Annotated in this window: 29 protein-coding genes; 1 reads left to right on the forward strand and 28 read right to left on the reverse strand. The window is 65.6% G+C overall.

Annotated elements, in window-relative coordinates; translation table 11 throughout:
* Positions 1–10: 10 nt before the first annotated feature.
* The 16 genes from JN302_RS14415 to JN302_RS14490 form a co-directional block, all read right to left on the reverse strand.
* Positions 11–1,135, reverse strand: coding sequence for an ROK family transcriptional regulator (locus JN302_RS14415; protein WP_202313023.1), 1,125 nt, complete (start codon positions 1,133–1,135; stop codon positions 11–13).
* A gap of 405 nt (positions 1,136–1,540) precedes the next feature.
* Positions 1,541–1,807 carry a flagellar biosynthesis protein FliQ gene (gene fliQ / locus JN302_RS14420; protein ID WP_202313025.1) on the reverse strand — a complete coding sequence of 89 codons (267 nt, stop codon included), beginning with the start codon at positions 1,805–1,807 and terminating at the stop codon, positions 1,541–1,543.
* A 49-nt stretch (positions 1,808–1,856) separates the two neighbouring features.
* On the reverse strand, positions 1,857–2,267 hold the full coding sequence (gene flgD, locus JN302_RS14425; RefSeq protein WP_202313027.1) for a flagellar hook assembly protein FlgD: 411 nt from the start codon (positions 2,265–2,267) through the stop codon (positions 1,857–1,859).
* 3 nt (positions 2,268–2,270) lie between these two features.
* Positions 2,271–2,732, reverse strand: a complete 462-nt coding sequence (gene flbT / locus JN302_RS14430; RefSeq protein ID WP_202313029.1) for a flagellar biosynthesis repressor FlbT — start codon at positions 2,730–2,732, stop codon at positions 2,271–2,273.
* Entirely contained in the window at positions 2,729–3,076 is a 348-nt protein-coding gene (flaF, locus tag JN302_RS14435) for a flagellar biosynthesis regulator FlaF (RefSeq protein WP_202313031.1), read from the reverse strand. The genes flbT and flaF overlap by 4 nt, the downstream gene beginning before the upstream one ends.
* 22 nt (positions 3,077–3,098) lie before the next feature.
* On the reverse strand, positions 3,099–4,142 hold the full coding sequence (locus tag JN302_RS14440) for a flagellar hook-associated family protein (protein WP_202333338.1): 1,044 nt from the start codon (positions 4,140–4,142) through the stop codon (positions 3,099–3,101).
* Positions 4,143–4,144: 2 nt separating this feature from the next.
* Positions 4,145–5,611 carry a flagellar hook-associated protein FlgK gene (gene flgK, locus JN302_RS14445; protein ID WP_202333339.1) on the reverse strand — a complete coding sequence of 489 codons (1,467 nt, stop codon included), beginning with the start codon at positions 5,609–5,611 and terminating at the stop codon, positions 4,145–4,147.
* A gap of 31 nt (positions 5,612–5,642) precedes the next feature.
* Positions 5,643–6,911, reverse strand: a complete 1,269-nt coding sequence (locus JN302_RS14450) for a flagellar hook protein FlgE (protein WP_202313036.1) — start codon at positions 6,909–6,911, stop codon at positions 5,643–5,645.
* Positions 6,912–7,056: 145 nt separating this feature from the next.
* Positions 7,057–7,725, reverse strand: coding sequence for a response regulator transcription factor (locus tag JN302_RS14455; protein WP_202313037.1), 669 nt, complete (start codon positions 7,723–7,725; stop codon positions 7,057–7,059).
* A 281-nt stretch (positions 7,726–8,006) separates the two neighbouring features.
* Positions 8,007–8,603 (reverse strand): transglycosylase SLT domain-containing protein, encoded by a 597-nt coding sequence (locus tag JN302_RS14460; protein ID WP_202333340.1) that lies wholly within the window; start codon positions 8,601–8,603, stop codon positions 8,007–8,009.
* Positions 8,527–9,885, reverse strand: coding sequence for a flagellar hook-length control protein FliK (locus JN302_RS14465; RefSeq protein WP_202333341.1), 1,359 nt, complete (start codon positions 9,883–9,885; stop codon positions 8,527–8,529). The genes JN302_RS14460 and JN302_RS14465 overlap by 77 nt, the downstream gene beginning before the upstream one ends.
* Entirely contained in the window at positions 9,882–11,372 is a 1,491-nt protein-coding gene (locus tag JN302_RS14470) for a chemotaxis protein MotC (RefSeq protein WP_202333342.1), read from the reverse strand. Before JN302_RS14470 ends, JN302_RS14465 begins: the two co-directional genes overlap by 4 nt.
* Complete coding sequence (locus JN302_RS14475; RefSeq protein ID WP_202333343.1) at positions 11,369–12,649, reverse strand: MotB family protein; 1,281 nt, start codon at positions 12,647–12,649, stop codon at positions 11,369–11,371. Before JN302_RS14475 ends, JN302_RS14470 begins: the two co-directional genes overlap by 4 nt.
* Positions 12,646–13,305, reverse strand: coding sequence for a hypothetical protein (locus JN302_RS14480; RefSeq protein WP_202333344.1), 660 nt, complete (start codon positions 13,303–13,305; stop codon positions 12,646–12,648). The genes JN302_RS14475 and JN302_RS14480 overlap by 4 nt, the downstream gene beginning before the upstream one ends.
* Positions 13,302–14,945 (reverse strand): flagellar basal-body MS-ring/collar protein FliF, encoded by a 1,644-nt coding sequence (gene fliF, locus JN302_RS14485; protein WP_202333345.1) that lies wholly within the window; start codon positions 14,943–14,945, stop codon positions 13,302–13,304. The genes JN302_RS14480 and fliF overlap by 4 nt, the downstream gene beginning before the upstream one ends.
* A 138-nt stretch (positions 14,946–15,083) precedes the next feature.
* Positions 15,084–15,992 carry a flagellin N-terminal helical domain-containing protein gene (locus JN302_RS14490; RefSeq protein ID WP_202313046.1) on the reverse strand — a complete coding sequence of 303 codons (909 nt, stop codon included), beginning with the start codon at positions 15,990–15,992 and terminating at the stop codon, positions 15,084–15,086.
* A gap of 360 nt (positions 15,993–16,352) precedes the next feature.
* On the opposite strand from JN302_RS14490, the gene JN302_RS14495 reads away from it, so the two are divergent.
* Entirely contained in the window at positions 16,353–17,561 is a 1,209-nt protein-coding gene (locus JN302_RS14495) for an ISAzo13 family transposase (RefSeq protein ID WP_202329080.1), read from the forward strand.
* Positions 17,562–17,791: 230 nt separating this feature from the next.
* Here the strand turns inward: JN302_RS14495 and fliP are convergent, their stop codons facing one another.
* The 12 genes from fliP to fliI form a co-directional block, all read right to left on the reverse strand.
* On the reverse strand, positions 17,792–18,529 hold the full coding sequence (gene fliP, locus JN302_RS14500; protein WP_202333346.1) for a flagellar type III secretion system pore protein FliP: 738 nt from the start codon (positions 18,527–18,529) through the stop codon (positions 17,792–17,794).
* Positions 18,526–19,008: a flagellar basal body-associated FliL family protein gene (locus JN302_RS14505; RefSeq protein ID WP_202333347.1), complete on the reverse strand. Its 483-nt coding sequence runs from the start codon at positions 19,006–19,008 to the stop codon at positions 18,526–18,528. Before JN302_RS14505 ends, fliP begins: the two co-directional genes overlap by 4 nt.
* 13 nt (positions 19,009–19,021) lie before the next feature.
* On the reverse strand, positions 19,022–19,726 hold the full coding sequence (gene flgH / locus JN302_RS14510) for a flagellar basal body L-ring protein FlgH (protein WP_202333348.1): 705 nt from the start codon (positions 19,724–19,726) through the stop codon (positions 19,022–19,024).
* Positions 19,723–20,235: a MotE family protein gene (locus tag JN302_RS14515; protein WP_202333349.1), complete on the reverse strand. Its 513-nt coding sequence runs from the start codon at positions 20,233–20,235 to the stop codon at positions 19,723–19,725. Before JN302_RS14515 ends, flgH begins: the two co-directional genes overlap by 4 nt.
* Before the next feature lie 8 nt (positions 20,236–20,243).
* Positions 20,244–21,476 carry a flagellar basal body P-ring protein FlgI gene (locus JN302_RS14520; protein ID WP_202333350.1) on the reverse strand — a complete coding sequence of 411 codons (1,233 nt, stop codon included), beginning with the start codon at positions 21,474–21,476 and terminating at the stop codon, positions 20,244–20,246.
* Positions 21,473–21,946, reverse strand: coding sequence for a flagellar basal body P-ring formation chaperone FlgA (gene flgA, locus JN302_RS14525; protein WP_244846328.1), 474 nt, complete (start codon positions 21,944–21,946; stop codon positions 21,473–21,475). The genes JN302_RS14520 and flgA overlap by 4 nt, the downstream gene beginning before the upstream one ends.
* Positions 21,947–21,953: 7 nt before the next feature.
* A complete protein-coding gene (gene flgG, locus JN302_RS14530) occupies positions 21,954–22,742 on the reverse strand; it encodes a flagellar basal-body rod protein FlgG (RefSeq protein WP_202333351.1) in 789 nt (262 codons plus the stop codon).
* A gap of 11 nt (positions 22,743–22,753) precedes the next feature.
* On the reverse strand, positions 22,754–23,077 hold the full coding sequence (locus JN302_RS14535; protein ID WP_202333352.1) for a flagellar hook-basal body complex protein FliE: 324 nt from the start codon (positions 23,075–23,077) through the stop codon (positions 22,754–22,756).
* Positions 23,077–23,496 (reverse strand): flagellar basal body rod protein FlgC, encoded by a 420-nt coding sequence (gene flgC, locus JN302_RS14540; protein ID WP_202333353.1) that lies wholly within the window; start codon positions 23,494–23,496, stop codon positions 23,077–23,079. The genes JN302_RS14535 and flgC overlap by 1 nt, the downstream gene beginning before the upstream one ends.
* A 1-nt stretch (position 23,497) precedes the next feature.
* On the reverse strand, positions 23,498–23,878 hold the full coding sequence (gene flgB, locus JN302_RS14545; RefSeq protein ID WP_202333354.1) for a flagellar basal body rod protein FlgB: 381 nt from the start codon (positions 23,876–23,878) through the stop codon (positions 23,498–23,500).
* A 275-nt stretch (positions 23,879–24,153) separates the two neighbouring features.
* Positions 24,154–24,723 carry a hypothetical protein gene (locus JN302_RS14550; RefSeq protein WP_202333355.1) on the reverse strand — a complete coding sequence of 190 codons (570 nt, stop codon included), beginning with the start codon at positions 24,721–24,723 and terminating at the stop codon, positions 24,154–24,156.
* On the reverse strand, positions 24,704–26,131 hold the full coding sequence (gene fliI, locus JN302_RS14555) for a flagellar protein export ATPase FliI (protein ID WP_244743320.1): 1,428 nt from the start codon (positions 26,129–26,131) through the stop codon (positions 24,704–24,706). The genes JN302_RS14550 and fliI overlap by 20 nt, the downstream gene beginning before the upstream one ends.
* Positions 26,132–26,137: the final 6 nt, after the last annotated feature.

Here is a 26,137-nt window from a genome sequence, read left to right on the forward strand (position 1 = left end):
GCCGCGCCGTTCAATGGAGTGCTCCCGAATAGAAGAAATGGTCGAGCGCCACCGCGGCCCCACCGATCGCGCCGGCCAGCGGGCCGAAGTCGGAGCGCTGTATCTCCAGTATGTCCCGCATATGCGGCATGACGCGTGGCGGCAGGTCGATCCGCAATCGCTCGAACAGGCTTTCCGGCGCCTCGCCGAGGTGACCGCCGAAGACGATGAGATCGGGCGTCAGAAGATTGACGGCGCTCGCAAGCGCCGTGGTGAGGTGCCGCACGACCACGTCCCAGGCCGCCGCATTCTTCTCGACATGCGCCAGCAGGTGCGCGGGGGCCGGCCCCGTCAGCCCCGCCGCCTGCATCAGGGCGTCCTCACGCAGAAACGTCTCCAGACAGCCCGTATTGCCGCAGGCGCAGACAGCGCCATTCTGCGAGATCTGGATATGGCCGAGTTCGACCGCGCCGTGGCCACCGGGGCGGAACGACAGTCCGTCGACGACGAGGCCGGCGCCGAGGCCCGTGCGGAGATAGACGTAAAGCAGCGCCGACACGTCCCTGCCGATGCCGTAGCGGCTTTCCGCCAAGGCCATTGCGGTCACATTGTGCTCGACGATGGCGGGCATGCTCAGCGACTGTTCCATCAACTCGGCGAAGGGGACGTCCCTCCAGCCGACATTGATCGAGAAGAGCGACTTGCGTCGCGCCATATCGACCGGGCCCGGCACACTGATGCCGACGCCGAGCAGCCTTCTCGTCTCGATCTGCGCTTCCTGCGCGAGTTCGGTCACCGCAGCCGAGGCGCGCTTCACGATGATTGCCGGGTCCGCTCCGCGCACGTCGAAGTCGAAGAACCTTGTGCCCTTGGACGACGCCTTGAGATCGGTGACCGTGACTTGCACCGCACCTGCGCCGATGTGCACGCCGGCGATTGCATGGGCATCCGGCACGAGACGAATGGCCTGAGCCGGGCGGCCCACCGAGCCGAGCCCGCCGGTTTCCGACTCCATGACGGAACCGTCCTTGAGGAGATGCGCGGTGACATGAGTCAAGGTCGTCGCAGACAGCTTGCTTCTACGGGCAAGCTCGGCCCGCGACTGCGGGCCTTCGTCGCGCAGGATACGCAATACGTGGCCGTGATGGATGCCCATCCGAGCCGTCCTCCCAATTAATTTCTAAACTTTAGAAAATAATTATGCCAAGGTCAAGCAGCTTGTCGTTGCGGGGCGCGATGACTGGAGCGTTATCGCGAGGCTCGCTTCGGCGAAGCAGGCACCGGGCGGATCGCCGGCACGCCGCGCGCTGACGGGTCGTTCGGCTTCTGGATCGAGCGCCAGGTTTGGTCGGGAGAGAAGTCGATGCCGGCTATCGGCGTTGGCAGGCGGTGTCGACCGGCTCGGCCGTGCCGCGCCTCTTGCCTGCCTCGCGCAGCGCGATGTGACGGAACTCGGCCAGAAGAGCGTCGGACCCGAACTGGGTACCGGCGTCGGGATGAATCCGATGCGACGACAAGCAGACAGAGCGGCAGCGCCGACCCCATCGATACATCCGCCGTTCTAGAACCCGTCCTGGATGCGCTGGAAGATGACCGTGGTGAAGGTCGATATCTGCGCGCCGATAAAAGGCGCCGACAACGCCACGACGAGCAGGATGGCGACGATCTTCGGCACGAAGGTGAGGGTGATTTCCTGGATCTGCGTCAGCGCCTGCAGGAAGGCGATGGCGATGCCGACCACCATCGCCACGATCACGGCCGGCGCCGAGGCCGTCAGCACGGTCCAGATCGCATACTGGACGATTTCGAGCGCATCGGCTTCGTTCATCGGTGTGCTCCTCCGAACGCCGGTCCTCTGTGCGAGGCCCGGATCGGGGTCACGCGGCGTCCTTGACCTTGACGCCTGGCTGGACCAGCACTTCCTTGCCGGTGTCGAGCACCGCGATGATGCCGTCGCTGTAGAGCCTGACTTCAGCGACGACGCCCTTCACCGCCCCGTCCGCCGACGTCAGGTGCTTGCCGATGACCGAACTTGCCTGCGAAAGCTGAGAAGTCGCCAGGATGTTCTCGAGCTTCGAGTTGATCTGGACGGACTGCTCGACCTGCGAGAAGGAGGCGAGTTGCGAGACATATTGCGTCGCATCCATCGGGTTGGTCGGATCCTGATGCTTCATCTCGGCGACGAGCAGCTTCAGGAAGGACTGGTAGTCGACATTCGCCTTCGCGACGTTATCGGTATTGCCGGTATTGCTGGTGTTCGAGACACCGCTCAGTCCGGGGATGGCCATCTTTTATTCTCCAGCTGCTAGCGCCAGGTCGGACGCGGAAGCCACCGCTGCCGGCATGCCGCTGTTTTCTTCGTCCGTGCCCATGATCTTCGCTTCCAGCGGGTAGAGGCCGCGAATGACCTTGAGCGCCTCGTAGACGTGGCCTTCGCTCACCAACTGGTCGACATATTTCAGGGAGGTTTTGATCTGCTCGTCGCTGTAGCTTGTCAGCAGGAGCGGCAGCGACTTGCGGAACATCGCGCGGGCTTCGCCGGCGCCGTCCGGATTCATAAGCATGACCTGGGTCATGAAATAGAGCTGGCGCAGGGGCGTGGACGCATTCTGCGGCTGCATGACGTGGCTCTCAAGCAGGAACTGCACGTCGTTGAGCAACTCGATCGAGACCTTCCGGTCGGGCCGGATCACCGCGCCGTTCAGATAGATCTTCTCTTTCGCGCGGAGCGAGATCTTGAGCGTGTTCTTCATCTGATTCCGTCGCGGATTATCTGTGAGATATCGATCAAGCCGGCGAAATTGTCGGATTCTCCGCGCCGCACCGCGTCGGCTTCGCGCAGCAGCCAGAGGCCGATCGAGATCAGATTGGCGCGCAGCTCCCGCGGGAGCTCGTTGTCGGGCCGGCCCAGATCCTCGATGAAGGCCGTCCATATCCGTGTGAGATAGTGGATCGCCTCCACAGTCTGCATGGAGCCGACGCCTTTCTCGCGTGCGGTGATCAGCAGGTCGATCGAGCGGTCGAGCAGTTGCCGCTCGCGCTCCTTGGCATCGGCGATCGAGTCGGTCTGTATCTCGGCGTAGGAGAATTGGTACATTGATCAGTTCTGATGCCGCTGATTAGAGATAGTTGAGCAGGCTGAGCTTCTGGATGCGAGCGGTCAGCGCGTATGACGTCTCGATCTGGGCAAGCAGCGTGTTGACGCGTGTCGAGGCCTCGTAGGGATCGACCCCCTGCAGGTCGTTCAGATTGATCTTGAAGATGTCGATCTGCATTTTCATGCGCTCGCTGGCGCTGTCGACACGGTTCTGGATCAGGCCGAGCTGCGCCTGCGCGTTGTTGATGTCGGATATGGCCTCGCCGACCCAGGTTCGTGCCTGGCCGACCAGCGCCTCGCGTGCATTCTCGTTGAGCGGTCCCTGGAACAGATCGGCGACGAGCGAGGAAGCCATTGCGAGCTTGCGTGCGCCGGCCGTGTTGGCGCTGACCGACGTCTGCGCCGTCTCGTTGAGCGCGATGCGGCTGGTGATCGCGTCGTCGGTCGCGTTCGACCAGTTGCTCGACCAATCCGGCCCGAAGAACATCGGCTCCACGACGTTGGTGAGGAAATCCGTCATCTGGGCGGCGGTGATGGTTTCGGCGCTCGGATTGGTCTGGTCGAAACCGAAAGTATCGAAGAATGCCTGGTCGAAGGCCGCCTTGTTTGCCGAGCCCGCCTTGTAGTCCTTGATCGGCTGGATGTCGGTATTGACGCCCGCGAATATATATTCGCCGTTCTGGCTGGTGTTCAGAACCGATGTCAGCGTTTCCAGCATGTTCTGGGCGGTCACCTGAAGCACCTGCTGCTCGGTGTCGCCGCTGCCGCCGACGGTGAGCGCCGACAGGAACGTTTCGGCTTCGCTGGTGAGGCGCGTCAGGGCCTCCTCGGTGGCGTCGAGCCGCGCCGAGACGAGCGCGTTTGAATCGACCAGCCCCTTCAGGCGGTCGGCGTCGCGGCTGAGCGCGACGGCCTGGCCGGTGCGCGCTCCGAGCGCCAGCCCGACATCGGCGTATTTGCCGGTCGAGACCTCCTGTTGCGCCTTCACCAGATCGGTCTGGAGCCGGGCCAGCTGGTAACTGAGCGCCTTGGATACGGCCTGGGTGGAGACGAACGAGATTTTCATGACTACCTGACCGCTTCGAGGAGTGTGGAGAGCATTTCGTCGACGGCCTGGATCAGCCGGGCGGATGCCTGGTAGGCGTGCTCGAGCTCCAGCAGGCGCGCCATCTCCTCGTCCATGTTGACGCCCGTTTCGTTCGACAGGGCCTGGCTGGTGCGCACCAGCAGCGAACTCTTGGACTCGGCGGCTTCGGAGGCCTGCTGGCGGGCGAGCTCCAGCCAACTGATCGAGCTTCCGGCGTAGTCGGTCACGCTCGCCTCGGTGCCGATGCCGGCGGCCGCGTCGAAGGTCATCGGCGCGTCGAGCGCTTCGCTGTATGTGTAGATCAGGTCGGCGAATGACGCGCCGCCGCTCGTGTTGTAGACATAGCCGCTGCCGTTCATGCCGCCGTCGCGCAACAGCCTGACGTCGCCTCCGGCGGTCGAATCGATCAGCGGATTTACCTGGATCGCGCCGGCGAGGCCGGGGCTGACGGTACCGTCTGCGGGCAAGGCCGGGCCGCCGGGCCAGGTGAAGAGGCCGGTCAGCGGCGGCACCGAGCCGGCGCCCGTCGGGTCGGTTTCGGCGAAGGAGGAGATCAGCCCGCGCGCGATCTCGTCGAGCTGCGCCTGCATGGAGGGCGCTACGCGGTCGCGCATCTGCAACATGGCCGCCAGGCTGCCGGCGGCATCGGTGTTCGCGCCCGAACCGGCGACCAGCGGCACTCCGTCCACATAGATCGCATTTCCCGATGTCGTGGCCGAGTAGGACGGGATCGGTTCGAAGGTCACCTTGCGAGGCACCGCCTCGAACAGGGTCACGCCGCTGGCGGTGGTCACGACCATGTCGTTGTTGCCGCGGGTGATCGTCGAGATCGGCACGATCTCCGAGATCTGCTTGAGCAGCGCGTCGCGCTGGTCGAGGGCATCCGAAGCGTCGTTGCCGGCCTGGGTGGCATGCATGACCGCCTTGTTCGCCTGCTCGAACTGCCCGAGCAGGTCGTTGAGCGAGGCAACCGACGTCTTGATGTCCTTGTCGAGCTGGGCGCGCGTCTGCTGGATCGCGGCACTGCCCTCGTTCAGCGCCTTGGCGAGCTGGCGCGCCTGTTCGACGACGTTCTCGCCGAGATTCTCGTTGGAGGGCGTCGTCCCGAAGGACTGCAGCGCTTGCTGGAGCTTGCCGATCAGGGTCGAGGCGGAGCGGCCGTTCTCGACCCCGTTGACGTGGAGCGTCAGGTTCTCGATGCCCGAGAGCAATGTCGACTGGCCGGCATGCGAGGAGAGCGCCGCGAGGTTGTTCTTGAACAGTGCGACATTGGTGGCGCGCTGTATCTCGACCGTGCGGGCGCCCGGTGCGGTGCTGACCAGAACCGCCGACCGCCTCGAATAGTCGGGGTTCTGGACATTGCTGATGTTCTGGGAAACGACGCTTGTCTGCCGCGACGTGCTCAGAATCGATCTTTGCGCAATGCCCAGGGCGGTCGTCAGCGACATTGTAGTTCCTTCAAATGCTGTGACGCACCCGTCACCGTTTCAGGTTGACGAGGACGTCGAGGAGTTCGGAGCCGGTCTGGAAGACCTTCGAGTTGGCGGTGTAGTTGCGCTGGGACTCGATCATGTCGGTCAGCTCCTGCGCGATGTCGACATTGGAGCTCTCGACCGCCTGCGAGACCATCTTGCCGAGACCGCCTTCATTCGAGAAGCCGATGCGTACGTCGCCGGAATCGTTGCTCTGCGAATAGACGTTGCCCGAAAGCACGTTCAGCCGATCCGGGCTCGCCACGGTGGCGAGCGGGATGCGATAGAGCTGCCGCACCGAACCGTTCTCGTAGATCGCCGAGAGCACGCCGTCCGTGCTGATCTCGATCCGATCGATGGCGCTCGGGCCGTTGCCGTCCACGATGGCTTCATCGACGGCATATTTCGACGAGAGCTGGGTCATGCCACCGAGGTCGAGTTCCAGCGTCGCGCCGTTCGGGATGCTCATGCTGAGCGTGCCGCCCGCGGTGAGCTTGCCGGTGGTCGGATCGAAGTCGAGCGTTCCGGTGGTCAGGGCGCCGGGCGGGTTGGCATAGGGGAAGGAGGTCGTCCCGCCGGAGGCGGCGTCGGCCTTGTTGAAGACGGTGACTTCCCATGTGTTGTCGGCCGTCTTGGTGAAATAGACGTCGAGCATCACTTCAGAGCCGAGATTGTCGTAGGCCACCAGCGACGACTTCGCGGTGTATTTCGATGTCGCGACATTGTCCGACGGCAGTTCGCCTGCGGCGACATCCTCGGCTGTGGAGGGGAGGTTGGCCGAGAATTCGCCCCGGGTGGAAGGGGTTGCGGTCATGCCGCCTTCACCGCCGATCTGGACCACTTCGAGGCCGCCGAAGCCGTTGGCGGTGGCACTGGGCGTGCCGTTGGCGAAGCTGTAGCCGGTGAGATAGAAGCCGGCGGCGTTGACGAGACGGCCCTCGCCGTCGGGCACGAAGGAACCGGACCTGGTCAGATAGTTCGTGCCGCTGCCGTTCTGGACGATGAAGAAGCCGTCGCCGTCGACGGCGAGGTCGGTCACCGAGGTGGTGTAGTTGAGAACGCCCTGGGTGGATATCTGATAGCGGATGTCGGTGGTGACGCCGCCGGAATTGTAGCTGCCGCCGCCATTGGGCACGACCAGCGTCGAGAACTCGGTCTTGGCGCGCTTGTAGCCGGCCGTGTTCGAATTGGCGATGTTGTCGGCGACCGTCGACAGGCGGTTGGACTGTCCGTTCATGCCGGACACGCCGGTCCGCATCATCCCGTAAAGGCTCATCGAGCATACCCCTCAGATCGGTGGTTTCCGGGGGCCAGGTTAGTCGCCGTGACTTGCGTGAGGCTGTCTGATGTCTGCATTCCGGTCTGTCCCGCTTGCCCGGGCGGCAAAAGGCCGCCAGGGCGGAGAGCGTCGGCTCCCGTCGTCAGACGTTCAGCCGGTAGCCGAGGAAGCGCTTGGAATCGATCGGGTCGAAGCCGAGCTTCTCACGCAGCTTCTTGCGCAGCTTGCTGATGTGGCTCTCGACGACGTTCTCCTCGACCTCTTCGTCGAAGATGCCGTAGATCGCATTGAAGACCTGCGATTTGGTCACCCTGCGGCCGTAATTCGCCGCGAGGAATTCGAGGATGCGCCGCTCGCGCCGCGGCAGGGGCAGCGGCTGGCCGTCGATTTCGGGATCGCGGCCGTCGTCGAAGATGCGCATCGGTCCGATCTGCGTGAAGCTCGGATCCTGCTGCTGGCGGCGACGGATGGCGGAGATGCGCGCCAGGATCTCCCGGATATGGACCGGCTTGCGCACGACATCGTCCACGCCGAGTTCGAAGAGGCGCAGCGTGTTCTCGAGCGAATGCTGTTCGCTGAGCGCGATCACCGGCGCGCCGGTGCGTTCGCGGATCATCCGCGGCGAGAACTGGCTGCTGTCGCATTCGCCGATAAGGAAGGCGCCGACGGCCTTGATGTCGGACTCGGCAGCGGTCGAAACCCACTCGCCGAACTCGCTGGCGCCGAAACCGGTGCTCGGCACGCCCTCGCGCCCGAAGAGCGAGGAATAACCTTCCTTCACCCGCTCGCGCTCGTCCACGATAACGATCATCGGCCCGCCTCCGAATCAGTTTCAATACCCCATGTGTCAACGGGTAGCCGCTGGCGGGATTTGTTAACAACCGTCAATTTTTGTGAGTCAGTTCTAGGGAGTCGCCGGAAGGTCCTGCGGCGTGGCAAAATACCCTATTGGGAACAATGGGTTGAATATAGTTAACAGGTGGTAAATTTGCGGCTTTTGTGTGGAGAAAACGAGGTCGGAAGCGGGCGGCGCGAGAGCGGATCCGTTATCACGCGTGAGGCGATCCGGACCGAGCGCTTTGCCCGGCCGGATCAGGGCCGGCAGAAGTCGCGGGCGTTTTGCGTCCATTTGCCGAAGCCGGTCGCCACCATGTTTGCGATGACCCGGCAGACATAGCGCTTCTGCGCAGGGTCGTTGTCGGGCCCCGCATGATAACGGGCGACCGCCATCGACCAGGAGGTGTGGCGCGCCTTCAGCCTGAGCAGGAAGCGGGCCGCATAGTCGACATTCCTGCGCGGATCGAACATCTCGTCCAGGCCCGAGAAATGTTCCGAATGATAATGATGGTTGATCTGCATGCAGCCGACGTCGATCAGCTTCGCGCCCCGAAGACGTGCCTCCCGGAACGCCGTGATCGCTTCGCGCCGGGATGACTTGAACACCGCCTTGCCCTCGACATTCAGCGCGTAAGGCTGGAGGCTCCCCTTGCGGCCGGTCTCGGTGAGACCCACGGAGTAGAGAATGCCGACCGGCACGCCGTAGCGTTCCGAGGCACGCAGGATCTCGGTCTCGCAGGCATTGGCTGCGGCCGCGACGGCCGGCGCCGGCACGCTAGATGTAAACGCCGTGAGCAGGGCCGCCGTCACCACGCGACTGAGTGGGCGAAAGCCTGTCGGCGTCGTGACCATTGTCGTATCCGGAGTTTCTGTGCCCGCTGCCGTTCGATTGCCCGAAGTCGCTGCCGCCCGAGAGATCGTGTTCGGCCCCCTGGGACGAGGTGTCCGCGAAGCTGGTGCTGTCGCGCGCCGAAGAATTGCCGTGCGCCGGCGGCGCCTGGATGACCACCTGGTCGACGCTGATACCGTGCGAGCGGAGCGCCCGGGCGATCGCTTCGTTCGCGCCGGAGAGCCTGTTATAGGCTTCCGACGTCTCGACCTCGACCTCGACCGAAAGCTGTCCATCCGATATGCGCAGCCGCGCCGTGACCATGCCGAGCTCCGCCGGATGCAGTTGGATCTTCAACGATTGCAAGGCGCCGGTCGAGGCAGGCTGCGTCGGCAAATGCGCGGCCCCGGCCGCGGCATGCGACGGCGGGTTGGCGGCGAGCGCCTCGACGATCGGCGCGCCGGCCGACACGGCCGTCGGCTGGAGGACGGGTGCTGCCGGTTTCGGATCGGCAATCGCAGTCTTTGCCTCGGCGCGCTTGTCGCCGGCCTCGCGCGGCTGCGAGGCTCGTGCCACGGCTTCGGACAGCACGGTGCCGCGCTGCCGGTTCTCGCTCCGTTCGGATACGGAGGGCTGGACATCGGATATGGCCGGTTCGCCGGTCCGCGGCACCGGGACGTCCTGGGCCGGCAGGGGGCGATCGTGGGGCTGGGTGGCCAGGGCGCCAAGATTGGCGGCGAGGGTCTTGCCGAAAGGCGCCTGAGCGGGCCGGCTGGCGGCTCCGTCGGCATTCGCCGGCTCCAGCACCGTCACGGTCCGCTCCTGCCGGCCTTCGACAGGCCTCTCGACTTCAGGCACGGACGCGCGCGACTGCGTCGCCGGTCTCTTGCCGAAGGCGTCTTGCAAGGGCTCGGCATTGCGGACCGGCGCGACATTCGCCGGCCGCTGCTCGACCATCGTCAGCAGCGGCAGCAGTCCCTCGGCATCTTCGACCGTGTCGGCGTCTGGCGCGTCGCCCGGCGGTTCGGATTCCGCGGCCTCGTCCGTTCGCGGCTGGACCAGCATTTCACCGTCGGGAGGAGGCACATCGGTCAGGGCTTCGTCGGGCGCAACCCTCAGCTTCATGGCGCTCGGGGCGCGGACGGTCTCGGAACGGTCCGCCGAGAGACCACGCCCACCCTGTCCGCCGCCCATCGATTTCAGCAGCTTGCCGAAGCCTCGCTCGCCGTTCGATACGGTTCCCCGGTCATTCCTGGCGGTGGCCTTCGGCGCGTGCTGCTCGATTGCCGGCGACGAGACGTTCATTTCCGTGTTCCTTCCAGCAGCTTGTCGATCTCCTGCAATTTCTTGCGGGCCGCCCCGACATATTCGGCTTCCGGCAAGGCGACGTCGACCGGCTCCTCGCCGGAAGCCGGTCCGGCTGTCGGCGCCGCGGCGCCCGGATCGGGCAGTTCCTCGCCCGAGGCGGCAGCACCTTGCGTGTCGTCGGCGCTGGCTGCCCGTGCGCCGGCCGCTGCCGTTTCCGGAGCAGGATCAACCTGTATCGCCGCCGCCTCCATGATCCCGTCCTGTTCCGGCGCATCGGCTGGCGTCGCCACGGGTTCATCGATCGGCAACGGCGCATTCTGAATGTCGGCCGGCTTTATCGGCGGCGAGAGCACGCCGCTCACAACCTCGGTCGCGGCGTCGAGCAGGCGTATGTCGCGCGCCGACAGCGCACTCCTGTCGATTTCGGCGAGACGCCTGGCGACGTCGTCAATGGAGGCCGAGGCGACGGAGCCGAGCGCATCATAGAGCTCGGCGCGCGGATCGGGCTTCGCCGCCGGTCCCTCGGTTCCGGCGTTGCCCGCCTTCTCGGCGGCGAAGGCGGCGAGCTGGCCGTGGCCCAGGATCGCGCTTTTCCGGGCGATCCGCAGATAGATGGCTGTCCGCTGTTCGGCGTTCATGGCCGCGATGATCGTTTCGACCGCGGCCATGTCGAGCTTGTCCTGCATCTCGACGACGCCATTGATAAAACCGTCGGCGAAATGGCTGGCATAGGGCGAGCGCAGGAAGCGCCTGATATATTGCTCGGACGCCCTGATGAAGCGGGCGGGATCGCCGGTCGCGGCGGCGAGCGCGATCGAGCGGCGCAGCGCCGCTTCCTCGACGAGGCTGCCCGGCGCGAGCAGCCGCGCCTGGTCCAGAAGCGCCAGCCCTTGCTGCGGATCGTCGACCGCCTGGATGTTGCCCTTGACCAGCGCCAGGAAGGCGCCGAGCTCGGGTCCCTCGGCCATGGGGTCGAGCGGGGCGAGGATCATCGCGGCCTTGCCGGTTTCGCTGCGGTAATATGCGATCAGACCCTCGGCGAGCACCTTGTCGCGCCCGGCGAGCTCCAGCCTGGTCGCCACGGTCTCGAGCGTGCGCGGGCTGCCGCCGCTCATGCCGTAGATCATCAACGCATCGACATTGCGGCGGTCGGCGAACTCCGCGGCCACGGCGGCGCCCAGCCTGCGGTCGATCAGCTCGATCATCTTCTTCTGCATCGGCAGGGCGGCATGGTCGCCGTCGGCAATCCGCTCCTGCAGCACCTGCAGCGAGCGCACCATCTGGTAGGGAGCCAGCACCGGCACCGCTTCGCCCGAGGCGGCAGCCCAGGTCGCGGGCAGGCACAGCGCCGCCGCGACCAGAGAGGTCTCGGAAAGGTGTCCCAGGATTTTCCGACAGAAACCCTCGGCAAGAGAAGGGCCTGGCCAGGTGAAGCGTGGGCGATGCCGCGCAAACCTGTCCAGGCGGGGGAGGTCGATCCTCAATTCCCTGTCTCCAGCAGGATTTCTATGCGGCGGTTCGCTTCCGCATTCGGATCGTCCTTCACCTTGAGCTTGCGGTCGGCATAGCCGGCGACCTCGACGATGCGGCGCTCGTCCAGCCCGGCGCGGGCCAGCATGTAGTAGGCGGAGTGAGCGCGCGCCGTCGAAAGCCGCCAGTTGTCGTAGGTCTTGCTGGCGAAGGGCCGGCTGTCGGTGTGGCCGTTGATGACGATGTTGCCCTTCTCCGCCATCAGCGCCTTGGAGATCTTCTCCATGGCCAGCACCAGTTCGCGGCGCGGAACCGCCGAGCCGATCTCGAACATCCCGACATTGAGCTGGTCGGTCACCGAGATCATGACGCCCTTGTCGGTCGGTACGACGGTAATGCCGCCATACATCTTGTCGCCGTCCTTGAAGGCTTCGTGAAGTTCCTGGCCGATGCGGGCCGCGGTCTGCTCGACGGCAGCGTCAGGGCTATCCTCGTCAGGTGACGCCTTGTCTGCCTGCCCTGCCTGATCAACCGGCTCTTCAATCTGCGCCGCTACTTCTTCGGGCTCCTCCTCCGGCGCGGTTGGGAAGGCCTGCTGCAGTTCGCTCATGCCGGTCTCGGCCGGGGTCGCCGCCGGCTGCTGTCCGGTGGAGGCCTCCGCGAGTTCGGTACTGTCGGCCTTGGTCATGGCCGTCTCGGCGGGAGGAGGCGCGGCCATTTCCTGCGACCAGAAGTCGGGCGCGAAGGGATCGCGATAGGCATCGCCGCCCGAGGCGCCAGTGGCCGGGCCAGAGTCGGCGGCTCCCCCGTCACCCCTGGCGCTGATGTTCTGCTGCGCGCCGGTATCGCTGGCGATCTCGGCGAGCACCGCATAGGGGTCGCGGAACAGGTTCTCGTCCGAGAAATTCTTGTCGTCTGCCGACAGCGCCGAATTGTCCTCCGGCGACGGACCGGCCTTTGCGGCGCCTTCCGCCGAATCCTGCTTGGCGTCGGCCTCGGCGGGCTTGCTCTTGTTCTCGCTGGCGGGCTGATCGTCGCTCAGATTGTCTAGGCCACGCGGGGAACTGCTGCGGTCCACAAGCTTGATCGGGTTGAAGTAGCTGGCGACCGCCAGCTTGGTTTCCTCGTTGGCGGCATTGATCAGCCACATGACGAGGAAGAAGCACATCATGGCGGTCATGAAGTCGGCGAAGGCGATCTTCCAGACGCCGCCATGATGGCCCTCATCGGCATCGTCGCTGCTGCGGCGAACGATGATGATCTCGCGCCGATCGTCTCCAACAGCACTCATGTGAGCGACTCTTCCATGGCTGCCGACCATTCCGACAGGCGGGTCTCGAACACCCTCTCATCGATGCGGACCGTAAGGTCCGCGGCCGGGCTTTCACTGAAATCGAAAAAATGCGCGATGTCGTCGCCGACCGCCGCGCGCAACCCTTCATAGAGGGCGGGTGAGCCGGAGACCTTCACGCGGATGCTCTCGTCGTCCTCTAGGGCAGCGCGCACCGTGGCGGCGAGCGTGTCGACCGCGCGCCGCTGCAGGTCGGCTGTCAGCACGGGGCCGAGAATGCGCGCGGTGACCGCCGTGACGAGCGCCGTCAAGGTTTCCCGCATCCTTGTCATCTCGTCGGCGACGGCCGCGCCCATCGCTTCGCCGAACTGGCGCTCGAGCGCCTCGGTCTCGGCCGCGTGGCGTTCGCGTTCGGCGGCGAGCGTCGCCTCATATTCGGCCCTCAGGCGTTCGGTGAGCTCACGCTCCACCCTTTCGGCCTCGATCCGCATCAACTCGTCGATGTCGGGTTCGCTGGCGGCCGGTTCATCAGCGATGAAGGGAGCACCTGGCAGGAGGGAAGTGTCGGCGAAGGCGAACGGAACGACATCCGGCGCCACGGGGCGCCGGTAGCCGAAATCCTCCAGAACGTCGGCGAGGGCGGGCGCCCGCATCATGCAGCCTCCGGGTTGGCCCATTTGCGCAGGATCATCGCGGTACGTTCCTCATTGAGGTCGACCATCTGGGCGAGGCGTTCCTGCGGTCCTCTGCGCATCTTCTGGCGCAGTTCCGCGATGCTGTCCTCGTCCTCCGACTGGTTGAACGCGCCGATCGTGGGCAGCGTCGGGAACTGGAAGTTCTCCGAGAAGTTCGGCAGCGCGTTCGGCGCGGGGAAGGGCAGGGCGGCTTCCTGCTCGGACGCGTCCGACTTGCCGAGGGCGGCCGTGAGCGGCCGCAGGCCGAACCAAGCGACCAGGAAGGCGACGAGGATGAAGGCGGCGGCGTTGATCACGGTGCCGGCCTGGCTGGCGATCGCGTCGAGGAAGCCCGGCTCGTGGACCGCCTCGCCGTTCAGCCCTTCCATGAATTCGACCGACGTGACGGTGATGTTGTCGCCGCGCGCCTCGCTGTAGCCGGCCGCCGTGGCCGCGACCTTCTGGATCTCGGCGACGCGCTCGGCGATTTGCTCCGGCGTCGCATCGGCGCCGAGGATGGCGAGCAGGCGCTCCTGGTTGACGACGACGGCGATGGAGAGTTTCGAAACCGTGTAACCGTTGCTGACCGTGGCGATCCGCTTGGTGTTCATTTCGTAATTGGTGGTCTCTTCCTTGCGCTCGCTCTGCTCGGAAGATTGCGGGCCGTCGGGTGTCGGCGTGTCGGCGTTGGGAAGATCCTGCTGCACGGTCGCCGGCGTGTTCTGGCTGCTGCGGTTCGCCGAATCATTGGCACGCACGACCTGCACCGAGCGCTCGACGCGGGATTCCGGATCGAAGATGGTCTCCTCGATCTGACGGCTGTCGGTGTTGACGTCGGCGCGCACCGAAGTGCGCAGGTTCTCGCTGCCGAGATAGGGCGCCAGCGCCCGGTGGATATTGTCCTCGATCTGGCTCTCGATGGTCCGTTCGACGCCGATGGTGCGGGTCAGCGTGCTGTTGGCGGGGTCGTCGCCCGCGGCCAGCAGCGAGCCGTTGGAATCGAGCACCGTCACCTTGTCGGCGGCCAGCCCGGGTACCGCGGCGGCGACCAGATGGCGGATCGACATGGCGGTCTTGGTGGCGTCGATGCCGCTGTAGCGGATCACCACCGAGGCGGAGGGCTCCTGCTCATCGCGACGGAAGTTGGCGCGCTCGGAAACCACGATATGGACGCGCGCGGCCTTGATGCCGGCGATCGACTGGATGGTGCGTGCGATTTCGCCTTCGAGAGCCCGAACCCGGGTGACCTCCTGCATGAAGGAGGTGAGGCCGAGCGACCCGACATTGTCGAACAGTTCGTAGCCGGCATTGGTGCTCGAGGGCAGGCCCTTCTCCGCCAGCAGCATGCGGGCCTGGGCGGTCATGCCGGTCGGTACCAGCACCGACGTGCCGTCCGAGCCGACGTCGAAGGAGACGCCGGACTCGCCGAGAACCATGCCGATCTGGTTCACGTCGGAGCGTTCGAGCCCGACATAGAGCGTCTCGTAGGCCGGGCGGTTGAGGTAGAAGGAACCGATGCCGAGCACGACCAGCACCAGCGCCACGACCAATCCGGCGATCGCCAGGCGCTTGGGCCCGAGTTCGCGGAGGTTAGCTACGATTTGCTTTAATTGCTCTGGCAACGGTACCGGCTCCCGGAATCTGCGGTGCCGGGAGACTAGGTGCCGAAGCTTGTGCGAAAATGAAATCGGGCCGCGGTGGAGGTCAACCGCGGCCCGATTCCGGTCAGTGTCGCCGGCCCGCCAGGGCCCGCGTCTGGCTTAGCGGAACAGCGACAGGATCTGCTGCGAGTTGCCGTTGGCGATCGACAGCGCCTGGATGCCGAGCTGCTGCTGGACCTGCAGAGCCTGGAGACGGGTCGATTCCTCGTTCATGTCGGCGTCGACGAGCGTGCCCACGCCGCGATCGATCGCGTCCATCAGGTTCGACACGAAGTCCTTCTGCAGGTCGATGCGGGTCTTGGCAGCGCCAAGATCCGAAGCCGAGGTGGTCATGGACTGCAGTGCGGCGTCGACCCCGCTGATCAGCGCGTCGAGCGTCGCGACGTCCGCAGCCGAGTCGGTGAGCGCCGAGATGTTAAGCGTCGAGACCGAGACACCCGTGGCGCCGATGACCGTGTCGAGGATGCCGTCGTCGGCTACCGTGTCAAAGAGCTTGGCGCCTGCAATGTCGATGGTCAGCGTGCCCGTGCTGACGGTGCCGGTCGAAGAGCGCGTGAAGGACGCGACGATCTGCTTCGAGGTTCCGACGGTGGCCTCATCGAACGACAGCCAGTTCTCGCCCGAGAAGGAGGCCGAGGTAGCGATGCTGTTCAGCTGCTGCTGGAGCTGCGTGATCTCCGACTGGACCTTGGACTTGTCGACGCCGGGCTCACGGGCGGCAACCAGCTTGGCCTTGATCTCGTCGACGACCTTGATGGCGGCGTTGGTCGCCGTATAGGCCGTGTCGAGCTTGGCGGCGCCGAAGCCGAGCGCGTCCTGGACGGTCGACAGCGCCTTGTTGTCGGACCGCATGGTGGTCGCGATCGACCAGTAGGCGGCGTTGTCGGAGGCCTCGGCGACGCGATAGCCGGTCGAGATGCGCGACTGGGTGGTTTCCAGGGATTTGTTGGTCTGCTGCAGGCTCTTCAGCGCCGTCATTGCAGACACGTTCGTCATGATACTGGACATGGACTCTGCCCCTACACTTACTCAACACACAAGGGACATACCGGACTCAACCGGTAGGGCGGCGCGGCATCATGCCTGTCGAACGCGTACTGCTGATCAACCCCGTCCTGCTGTGATGCCTTTATCGCGGACAAATGCTACCAAATCGATAAAGCACGGAATTTTCTCGATCGGCCGTGCCGAGGCTGTGGAAGGTTCCGCCGGGGAGGAAGCTAAGCAGACATTCCTTGGCAAGCCAACGAATGGTCTGCTTAGGACAGCTGCAACGATAATTGAATCGGTCGGTTGTCTCGACCTGCGGCGGTGTGACTCACCCGGCAGGGATTCCCTGCCGGAGCGAGGCGCGCTAGCGGTAGCGACATGATCGACCGGCGCGGGATCCAGCAGCGGTGGGAGGCGGACGGCTCGAAGCGCGACGAGCGCGGCCGGCGCGTGTTCGCCGCCAGCGAGGCGCGCGCTGCGGGCCGGGGTGGGCTGGCGGCGGTCTCGGAGATCACAGGGCTGGCCCGCTCGACGATCGGGCGCGGGCTGAAAGACCTCGACGCGGCGCCGCCGCGCGGTCGGGTGCGCCGGGAAGGCGGCGGCCCGCGGCCGTTGACGGCGCGCGATCCGACGCTGCTTGCCGACCTTGAGCGCCTCGTTGAGCCGGCGACCTTGGGTGATCCGGAGCGGCCTCTGTTGTGGGTGTCGAAGAGCCTGGACAAGCTGGCGCGCGCGCTTGGCGACATGGGCCATGCGATCAGCCCCAACAGCGTGCGCAAGCTGCTTGTCAAGCTCGGCTTCTCGCGCCAGCTTAACCGCAAGACGGATGAAGGCGCGCACCATCCCGACCGCGATGCCCAGTTCGCGCACATCAACGCCAAGGTGGTCGCCGCGCAGGCGGCCGGTGAGCCCGTCATCTCCGTCGATACAAAGAAGAAAGAGCTCGTCGGCGCCTTCAAGAATGGCGGCAGCGACTATCGCCCGAAGGGCGACCCGCAGCGCGTCAAGGTGCACGACTTCGTCGACAAGACGCTTGGCAAGGTCGTCCCCTACGGCGTCTACGACGTGGCCGCCAACGAGGGCTGGGTCAGCGTCGGCATCACCGCCGACACCGCCGAGTTCGCGGTCCACTCGATCCGCACGTGGCTCGAGCGCATGGGCCGCCAGCGCTATCCCTCGGCCGGCGCGCTGACGATCACCGCCGACTGCGGCGGCTCCAACGGGGCGCGCGTGCGGCTGTGGAAGGTGGAACTGCAGAAGCTCGCCGACGAGACCGGGCTTGTCGTCCACGTCCATCACTATCCGCCGGGCACGTCGAAGTGGAACAAGATCGAGCACCGACTGTTCTGCCACATCACGCAGAATTGGCGCGGCCGTCCGTTGACGGATCGCCTCGCCGTGGTCGAGTTGATCGGCGCGACCACGACCAAGACCGGGCTCAAGGTCGAGTGCGCGCTCGACGCCACCACCTATGAGAAGGGCGTGAAGGTCTCGGCTGCCGAGATGGCGACCCTCGATATCACCGGCGACCAGTTCCATCCAGAATGGAATTACACAATCAAACCGCGGCGGTCGGCCATAGCGTAGCGGTTATCGTTGCAGCTGTCCTTAGGCCTTTGTTCTGTCGCAGATTCTTGTCGGAAAACCGTGAGACACTTTTCCGGAATCTGCTTAGAAGCCCCGGCAGGCTTCGGGAAGGTGTCTCCAAGGCCTTCCGGCATGTTGCGTGAAAAAGGGGGTCACGCAACATTCTGCAGGATCTTGATTTTGCGCATGTCGTTATCCCGGTTCCGGGCTCCACTTGGGGGCGACATGCTCTAGCCGAAGGAGCGCACCAGGCTGCCCACCAGGAGGTTCCAGCCGTCGATCAGCACGAAGAACAGGATCTTGAAGGGGAGCGACACCACCGTCGGCGGCAGCATCATCATGCCCATCGACATGGTGATCGTCGCCACGACGAGGTCGATGACCAGAAACGGCAGCACGATCAGGAAGCCGATCTCGAAACCGCGCCGGATCTCGGAAATCATGAAGGCGGGGATCAGCACGCGAAGGTCGACCGTTTCGCCGGTGGTCACCGTCTGGCCGCGCTCGCGCGCGAGATCGGCGAAGAGGCTGAAGTCCTTCTCGCGCACATTTTGCAGCATGAAGGCGCGGAACGGCTCGGCGATGCGCTGCACCGCCTGCTCCTCGCTGATCCGATTGTCCATCAGCGGCCGCACGCCGTTGCTCCATGCCTGATCGAAGGCCGGCGCCATGACGTAGAAAGTCATGAACAAGGCGAGACTGATCATGATGAAGTTCGCCGGCGTCGTCTGCAGGCCGATGCCGGTGCGCAGGATCGAGAAGGCGATCGTGAAGCGGGTGAAGCTCGTCACCATGATCAACAGGCCCGGTGCGAGCGAGAGCACGGTGAGCAGGCCGAAGAGCTGGATGATGTAGCCGACGGTCGCGCCGTCGGCCTGGCCGGCCAGCGCGCCGAGGTCTATCTGCTGGGCGCTTGCGGGCTCCAGCGAGATCGCGAAAAGGAGAGCGACGGCGAAAAGGCGCTTCATTCGAACAGCATCGTCCGGATCAGGACGTCCTTGACCATGCCTTTGCTGCGGATGCCGGCGCGCTCGACGAGATCGGATTTGAGATGCTGGTAGCCGCTGGCGCCCTGCACCTGCATCAGCTTCACGGTGCGGATATAGGCCAGTATGTCCTGCTGTATGGCATCCGCCAGCATCGGGTCCTGAGGCGGCTGATCGAAGACCAGCGACAGTTCCAGCCTGATCCACACCGTCTCCGGAACCGAGAGATTGGTCGTGATCGGTGCGAGATCGACGATGTTGGCAGGAGCGATCGTCGCCGCTTCGTGTTCCGCGCCGGCATCGGCGGCGGGCGGCGGGGCCGCCGTCCTGGCCTCGCCGTTGAGGAAGCCGCCGGACAGCCAGCCGATGCCGGCCGCCATCACGGTCAGCGCCAGGAGCACGGCGATCTGGACCACCGTCGAGGGGCCGCGCTTCACTTCTGCTTCGGGAACGATCGACACGCCGCTTCAGACCTCAGATCGGGGAAATCGCGTCGACGAGCTGCTTGCCCCAGGTCGGCTGCTGGACTTCGGTGATGCGGCCTCGGCCGCCATAGGAAATCCGGGCCTCCGCGATGCGCTCATAGGGGATGGTGTTCGCACCGTCGATGTCGGCCGGGCGGACGATGCCGGCGATGGTAAGCACCCGCATCTCGAAATTGACGCGCACCTCCTGCGTGCCGCGTATGATGAGATTGCCGTTGGGCAGGACGTCGGTGACGACGGCCGCGACCGAGAGCCGGACCTTCTCGGACCGGACCGTTGCGCCGTCGCCTTCATAGGTCGAGGAGGACGACAGGTCCATATCGGCCGTCACGTCGCTGCCGTTGCCGCCGGCCTTCGCCTCGGCCTCGAAGCCGATCTTGCGGCCCTGTTTGCGCCGGCGGTCGGACTGATTGTTGAACTGCGCCTTTTCGTCGAACAGCACGAACACGGTGAGGATGTCGCCGACGTTCAAGGCACGCGCGTCGGTGAAGAAATGCGCCTGGCGGTCGTCCCACAGCGAGTAGCGCTTGACCGGTTGTACCGGCGCCGACGGATAGGCACTGGTGGCGTCGAGCGTCGTCTGCAAGCCGCTGCCGACCGCCGACATCTTGGGCTCCGTGCCGATTTCGCTCAGCGACTGGCTGCAGCCGCTCAGGCCCGCGACGGCCACGATCAGCAAGGCGGCATGTCTCATGTCGGATCCTGGGGTCGGGAGGCGGCGGCCATGATGCCGGTCAGTTCGGCTGCGGCCTTGCGGTTCATTTCGTTGAGGATGAAGCCCGCCTGGCGGGTGTTCAGCTTCATCAATATGGCCGCGGCCAGCATGGGCTCGACGTCGGAAAGCCTTTCGGCGGCCGCGTCCGGCTTCATCTTGGAGTAGATATCGACCACGCCGCGCTCGGCACTGGCCATGAACTCCTCGCGCCGCTTCAGCCACGTCTCATATTCCGCGCGCTTGGCCTCGAGCTGCGCGACGCGCATGTCGATGTCCTTTTTCAGGGTCTCGAGTTCCTGGACCTGCAGTGCGTATCGCCGGTCCTTGGCGGCATCGGCGATGTTGGAACAGAACTCGCGGATCTCGTCGGTCACCTGGCCGCCCACGGCGACGGCCTGGGAGAGGGCCGAGCCGCCGTTGAACGACGCGCCGGCGAGCAGCAGTGCCGCCGAGAAGAGAACCTTTTGCAGCCGGGACGAACGGGTCATCGCTTCACCTATTGCACGACCAGGTCGGCCTGCAGCGCGCCGGCCGTCTTTATGCCCTGGAGGATGGCGATGATGCCGTCGGGCTTCACCCCGATCCTGTTCAGCGCGTTGACAAGGGTTTCAAGGTCGGGGCCGTCGACCACCGCGACATTGGTGCCCTGCTGATTGGCCTCGATCACCGTATAGGGTTCCTCCGCCGTGACGCCGTTGGAGAAGGGAAGCGGCTGCGAGACTTTCGGCATCTCGGTGATTCGCACGGTCAGCTTTCCGTGGCTCACCGCAACCTTGGAGATCTTGACCTGCTGGCCGATGACGATCGTTCCCGAACGCTCGTCGACGACGACGCGCGCCGGCATGTCGGTGCCTACGGGCAGGTTCTCGAGTTCGGCGATGAAGCGCGCGGCCGAGATGTTGGCGGGCTTCTTGATCAACACCGTGCGCGAATCCTGCTCGGACGCGACGCCCCTGCCGAAGCGCTGGAAGGCGAAGGCGTTGATCGCGTCGGCGATCCGCACGGCGGTCGAAAAATCAGGGTTGAAGAGCTGCAGCGTCATCAGGTTGATGTCGCCCAGCCGGGCAGGCGGGGCGCGCTCGACGATGGCGCCGTTTGGCACGCGTCCTGATGTCGGCACGCCCTGGGTGAGGGTTTCGGCCTCGCCCTGTGCGGAGAAGCCGGCGACGAACATCGAGCCCTGCGCGACCGCGTAGATCTCGCCGTTGGCCGCCCTGAGCGGGGTCATCACGAGCGTGCCGCCCAGCAGGGAGGTTGCGTCGCCCAGCGACGAGACGCCGACGTCGATGCGCGCGCCCGACTGCACATAGGCCGGCAGGTTGGCGGTGACGATAACCGCAGCGACGTTCTTGGCCCGCGCGCGCCCGTCCTCGGTGGCGACGCCGAGATTCTGCAGCATCGCCTTGATGGACTGGTCGGTGAAGGGCGAGTTGCGCAGGCTGTCGCCGGTTCCCTGCAGGCCGATGACGAGGCCGTAGCCGACAAGCTGGTTGTCGCGCGAGGCCTGCAGCGACGCGATGTCCTTGATGCGCGAGATCGTCTGTCCGCGCGGCAGGTCGCTCGGCGTGGACGACACCTGGAACATGCGCGCGATCGCGTCGGGATCGTGCGATGCGTCCGGTCCGTTCCTCTTGTTGTACTCCTGCACGGCCTTTTCGCTGAGCCCATCGGCAATGGCCGGCTGCAGGCCGGTGAGGACCGCGAGCATGATAACGGCGGTACGCTTCATGATGCTCCGACCCGTACCGTGCCGTCGGTCATGACCACGCCGGAGAACACGCGTCCGCTGTCGATGTTGCGCAGCTTCACGACGTCGCCGGCCGCGCCGGCCTCCAGGGGCATGGCCGTGACCGTGATCACCAGGTTCTTGTCGACGAGCGTCACCTCGACGGGAGCACCGGCCTGGACGAGGAAGGCATCGCGCACCGAACTCGGCGGGATCAGCCGGCCGGGCAGGATGGTGCGCCGGGCCACCTTGCCGTGCAGCTGGCCCGCCTGCTGGAAGATCGGGCCGAGCTTGCGGTTGCCCCGCACCAGCGGCACTTCCTCCAGCATGGCGGCCGCTATGGTCTCGCCGGGATAGACGACGCGGTTGGTGACGACCGCCAGCTCGCCGGCCCGCAGCGGCGCGACGCCGGCAAGGAGCGCGAGCGCCATGCCGATAAAACGCGTCCTGGAACCGGGGCGGCGAAGCTTCATCGTCCTGTCACCTCAGGTTCTTGGAGATGACCGCGGCCATCTCGTCGGCGGCCTGGATCACCTTGGAATTCATCTCATAGGCGCGCTGCGCGGAGATCATCTCGGTGATCTCCTTGACCGGATCGACATTGGAGTTCTCGAGGTAGAACTGCTCGATCGTGCCGAAGCCCGGATCGCCCGGCACGCCCACCACGGCGGCGCCGGAAGCGGCCGTCTCCTCGAACAGATTGTCGCCGAGCGGCTTCAGGCCGGCCTCGTTCGCGAAGGTGGCGAGCGAGAGCTGGCCGATATCCTGCAGGTCGGCCTGGCCGTCGATCCTGGCGAAGACCTGGCCGGACTTGTTGACGATCAGCTCGACCATGTCCTGCGGCACCGTGATGGCCGGCGAGACGGTGAAGCCGTCGACGGTGACGATCTGGCCATCGGCATTCGTGTTGAAGGCGCCGGCACGGCTGTAGCGGATCTGTCCGTCGGCGCCTTCGATCTGGAACCAGCCGTTGCCGGAGATGGCCATGTCGTATTTGTTGCCGGTGTTGGTCATCGTGCCTTGGAGGTGGACGTTGCGGACCGCGGACGTCTTGACGCCGAGGCCGATATGGGCGCCTTCCGGAATGATGTTCTGATTGGCCCGGTTCGGCACGCCTTCTAGCCGCTCGGTCTGATAGAGCAGGTCGCTGAATTCGGCCTTGGCCCGCTTGAAGCCGGTCGTATTGATGTTGGCGATGTTGTTGGCGATGACCTCGAGATTGGTCTGCTGGGCGTTCATGCCCGTGGCGGCAATGGCGAGCGCTTTCATCTAGGCACTCCTCAGATCGCCATGCGGCTGACTTCGAGATAGGCGCTCACGATCTTGTCGCGGATCGCGATCGCCGCCTGCAGCGACTGCTCGGCGCTCATCACGGCGTCGACGACATCGCGCGTCTGGACCTCGCCGCCCTTCAGGGCTTCGAAGGACACGGTCTCGGATTTCTCCAGCGTTCCGACCACGTTGCGGGCGGCATTACCAAGCGCTTCCAGGAAGGCGGCGCCGCCGGGGGGCACGGCTGCCGAGGCGAGGCCCGACATGGCGTCGACCGCGCCGGACAAGGGGCTGTTCTGGGTAATGGCGCCGATCGCGCTTAGCGGGTTCATCAGCTCTGGCTCCTCATCAGGTCGATCGTCATCGAGATCAGGTCCCGCGCCTGCTTGATCACCTGCAGGTTCGCCTGGTAGGCGCGGTTGGCCTGGCTCATGTCGGCCATCTCGATGAGTGTGTTCACATTGGGCAGCTTGACATAGCCGTTGGCGTCGGCGGCCTCGTGACCGGGGTCGAAGTGAACCGGAAACTCGCTGTCGTCGCGCGAGATCTCGGAGATGCGCACGAAGTCGCCGCCGGTCTGCCGATCCATCACGGCCTGGAATGCGATGGTCTTGCGTTGATAAGGGTCCGACCCAGGCGTGTTGCCGGTCGATTGCGCGTTGGCCAGGTTCTCCGAGACGATGCGCAGCCGCTTCGACTGCGCTTGCAGGCCGGAGCTCGCCACCTTCAATGCGGTTGCGATCGGATCCACGTCAGCTCCTCGTCGTCATCATGATCATGCGGTGGAAAGCCTTCACGATCGCCGTGTTCAGCTCGAAGGCGCGCCGTACTTCGCCGGCCTTCATCAATTCTTCCTCGAGCACCACTGCGTTGCCGGACGGGCGAACCGGCACGTCCGTTTCGAATTCCTTCCGGCCGATCGCCGAGCCGAAGGCGCCGCTGCCGACGTGGTTGGTATTGGTGGCGACCAGGGTCGGCGTCGTCTTGGCAAGCACCTTGTCGAAGGGCTCGACATCGGTCGGCTTGAAGTCGGGCGTCGAGGCATTGGCGATGTTGCCGGCAACCGCATTCTGGCGCACGGAGAGCCAGCGCGCCTGCGCCGCCGCTAGATCGAAGAGTTGGACAGGTTTCATGAAACTTTCCCAAGCGCTGACGCCGACACTATGGGGTCAGTCTTGCGCGGGCCTTGCGAAAGCCGGGCTCATATCCAACAGCCGATGGGATCGACGGTTGGAGCGCGCGACCGCATGGCCCACGCCCGTCAGAGCGTTGCCCGGACGCGCAAAGGCCGCTCTGCCATCATCAAGTGTCGCTTCGTGCTTTCCGAAAATCGAGTACGATTTTCGGGCCGATCCGGTAGCGCGGAAGCCAAGCGGCCCGGGGAGGCCGCGCCGGCGACCGGGGCCAACTAATGGCTGATACCGACGACCTGGTTGGTGCTCGTCACGAGAACCCAGCTGCCCTGCCGTTCCTCGATCGAAGCCACGCGGCTCATGTCGGGCAGCACGGAACCGCGTTGCACGACCCATATGCCGGTGTCGTCCTGGATCATTGCGCGGCCGTTGGCGACGTAGACGAGCTGGAATGGCACGTGTTGCGGAGGGAAGGGCAGTTCCAGCAGCTTCGCCGTCTCGTCCCCGGCCTCCTCGTCCGGCGGCGTGGTTCCCGTGGCCAGTTGATCGAGCTCGGGTTCTTCCTTGACTTCGGGAAAATCCGGTATGCGCGCGAGCTGCGGCGTGGCCACGACACCGCCGCCTCCGCCCTTGTCCCCGCCGCCCTCGAACTGTACGGCGCGAACGCCGAATTTCTCCTGATTGAAGAACACGTACCAGGGAAAGAGGGCGCAGCCGAGGCCGAGGGCCACGCCGAACAGGCCGAGCAGCAGGTCCTCGCGCAGGCGGCCCTTCTTGGATGCGCGGCGTGCCGCCCCGACATCGGCCGGCCCCGTCGCCGCCGCCTTAGCCCGCCTTGGCCACATGCGATCGTTCCTGTTTCTTCAGATGCCGCGCGAGGTCGCTGAACGGGTCGGGCGAGGGCCCGTCCTTCGGCGACTGCGTCAATGCTTCATAGATGACGGGCACCTGCTGCACCGCCATGTCGAGATCCGGGTCGAGGCCGCTTTGGTAGGCGCCGATCAGGCGGATGTCGCGCGTGTCCTCGAAGCGCGAGATCATCGCGCGCAGCCGCGAGACCACCGCCCGCTGGTCGTCCCGCCAGGCCTTGGTCGCCAGGCGCGAGATGGAGGAGAGCGGGTTCACCGGCGGATAGCGTCCCTGTTCGGCGATGGCGCGGTCGAGCACGATGTGCCCATCGAGGATGCCGCGCACGGAATCGGCGACCGGATCGTTGTGATCGTCGCCGTCTACCAGAACGGAGAGGATCGCGGTGATCGAGCCCGCGCCGGCGCCGCCGGGACCGGCACGCTCCAGGAGCTTGGGCATGTCGGTGAAGACCGATGCCGGATAGCCGCGCGCCACCGGCGGCTCGCCGGTGCCGATCGCAACCTCGCGCAGCGCATGGGCGAAGCGGGTGATGGAATCGAGCAGCAGCAGCACACGGTCGCCGCGGTCGCGAAAATACTCGGCCACCCGCATGGCCGTGCCGGGTGCGCGCCGCCGCATCATGGCGCTTTCGTCGCTGGTGGCGACCACCGCGACGGTCTTGGCCATGCTCTCGTCGCCGATCGTATCCTCCAGGAACTCGCGCACCTCGCGGCCGCGCTCGCCGACCAGCGCGACGACGACGGTGTCGAAGGCGGAGGCCGCCGCGAGCATGGCGAGCAGCGTCGACTTGCCGACGCCCGAACCGGCGAAGATGCCGAGGCGCTGGCCGAAGCAGAGCGGGGTGAAGATGTCGATGACGCGCACGCCCGTCAGGAACGGGGTCTCGACACGCTGGCGCTCCAGGGCGCCGGGCACGCCCTCGAAGCCGGCTTCGGCACCCGGTATCAGGGCCGGGCCGCCATCGATCGGACGGCCGAGGGCATCGATGACGCGGCCCCGCCAGGACGCGCCCGGCGCCAGCGAGAAGCCGCCCTTGCAAAAGACATGGTCGCCGACGCTGATCTCGCTCGACGGGCCGAAGGGCGCGACGACGACTTCGTCGAGGGTGATCTGCACCACTTCGCCGGAGCCGTCCGCCTTGCGCCCGCCGCGTTCGACGATGTCGCCCAGCCGGACCTCTCCCGACAGGCCACGCACGCGGTAGTGGGTCGGCGACACCTCGCAGATCCTTCCGCCGCGCTTGAGCAATCCGCGCTCGCCGGCAAAGCGGCCATAGGCGCGCTCGAGCGCCAGCAAGGGATCGTTCTCCGCCAGGGAGGGGAGGTCGGGCGCTGCCTGCACCACGCCCGCGAGGTCCGTCGACGTCTCGGCCTGGTCCATCATCCGACG

This window comes from Mesorhizobium sp. L-8-3, from assembly GCF_016756615.1.
Lineage (GTDB): Bacteria > Pseudomonadota > Alphaproteobacteria > Rhizobiales > Rhizobiaceae.

Excerpts from the sequence above, each read along its gene's own strand:
- JN302_RS14415 (WP_202313023.1), bottom strand. The coding sequence starts at position 1,135 with ATGGGCATCCATCACGGCCACGTATTGCGTATCCTGCGCGACGAAGGC.
- fliQ (WP_202313025.1), bottom strand. The coding sequence starts at position 1,807 with ATGAACGAAGCCGATGCGCTCGAAATCGTCCAGTATGCGATCTGGACC.
- flgD (WP_202313027.1), bottom strand. The coding sequence starts at position 2,267 with ATGGCCATCCCCGGACTGAGCGGTGTCTCGAACACCAGCAATACCGGC.
- flbT (WP_202313029.1), bottom strand. The coding sequence starts at position 2,732 with ATGAAGAACACGCTCAAGATCTCGCTCCGCGCGAAAGAGAAGATCTAT.
- flaF (WP_202313031.1), bottom strand. The coding sequence starts at position 3,076 with ATGTACCAATTCTCCTACGCCGAGATACAGACCGACTCGATCGCCGAT.
- JN302_RS14440 (WP_202333338.1), bottom strand. The coding sequence starts at position 4,142 with ATGAAAATCTCGTTCGTCTCCACCCAGGCCGTATCCAAGGCGCTCAGT.
- flgK (WP_202333339.1), bottom strand. The coding sequence starts at position 5,611 with ATGTCGCTGACGACCGCCCTGGGCATTGCGCAAAGATCGATTCTGAGC.
- JN302_RS14450 (WP_202313036.1), bottom strand. The coding sequence starts at position 6,911 with ATGAGCCTTTACGGGATGATGCGGACCGGCGTGTCCGGCATGAACGGA.
- JN302_RS14455 (WP_202313037.1), bottom strand. The coding sequence starts at position 7,725 with ATGATCGTTATCGTGGACGAGCGCGAGCGGGTGAAGGAAGGTTATTCC.
- JN302_RS14460 (WP_202333340.1), bottom strand. The coding sequence starts at position 8,603 with ATGGTCACGACGCCGACAGGCTTTCGCCCACTCAGTCGCGTGGTGACG.
- JN302_RS14465 (WP_202333341.1), bottom strand. The coding sequence starts at position 9,885 with ATGAACGTCTCGTCGCCGGCAATCGAGCAGCACGCGCCGAAGGCCACC.
- JN302_RS14475 (WP_202333343.1), bottom strand. The coding sequence starts at position 12,649 with ATGAGTGCTGTTGGAGACGATCGGCGCGAGATCATCATCGTTCGCCGC.
- JN302_RS14480 (WP_202333344.1), bottom strand. The coding sequence starts at position 13,305 with ATGATGCGGGCGCCCGCCCTCGCCGACGTTCTGGAGGATTTCGGCTAC.
- JN302_RS14490 (WP_202313046.1), bottom strand. The coding sequence starts at position 15,992 with ATGTCCAGTATCATGACGAACGTGTCTGCAATGACGGCGCTGAAGAGC.
- JN302_RS14495 (WP_202329080.1), top strand. The coding sequence starts at position 16,353 with ATGATCGACCGGCGCGGGATCCAGCAGCGGTGGGAGGCGGACGGCTCG.
- fliP (WP_202333346.1), bottom strand. The coding sequence starts at position 18,529 with ATGAAGCGCCTTTTCGCCGTCGCTCTCCTTTTCGCGATCTCGCTGGAG.
- flgH (WP_202333348.1), bottom strand. The coding sequence starts at position 19,726 with ATGAGACATGCCGCCTTGCTGATCGTGGCCGTCGCGGGCCTGAGCGGC.
- JN302_RS14515 (WP_202333349.1), bottom strand. The coding sequence starts at position 20,235 with ATGACCCGTTCGTCCCGGCTGCAAAAGGTTCTCTTCTCGGCGGCACTG.
- JN302_RS14520 (WP_202333350.1), bottom strand. The coding sequence starts at position 21,476 with ATGAAGCGTACCGCCGTTATCATGCTCGCGGTCCTCACCGGCCTGCAG.
- flgA (WP_244846328.1), bottom strand. The coding sequence starts at position 21,946 with ATGAAGCTTCGCCGCCCCGGTTCCAGGACGCGTTTTATCGGCATGGCG.
- flgG (WP_202333351.1), bottom strand. The coding sequence starts at position 22,742 with ATGAAAGCGCTCGCCATTGCCGCCACGGGCATGAACGCCCAGCAGACC.
- JN302_RS14535 (WP_202333352.1), bottom strand. The coding sequence starts at position 23,077 with ATGAACCCGCTAAGCGCGATCGGCGCCATTACCCAGAACAGCCCCTTG.
- flgB (WP_202333354.1), bottom strand. The coding sequence starts at position 23,878 with ATGAAACCTGTCCAACTCTTCGATCTAGCGGCGGCGCAGGCGCGCTGG.
- JN302_RS14550 (WP_202333355.1), bottom strand. The coding sequence starts at position 24,723 with ATGTGGCCAAGGCGGGCTAAGGCGGCGGCGACGGGGCCGGCCGATGTC.
- fliI (WP_244743320.1), bottom strand. The coding sequence starts at position 26,131 with ATGATGGACCAGGCCGAGACGTCGACGGACCTCGCGGGCGTGGTGCAG.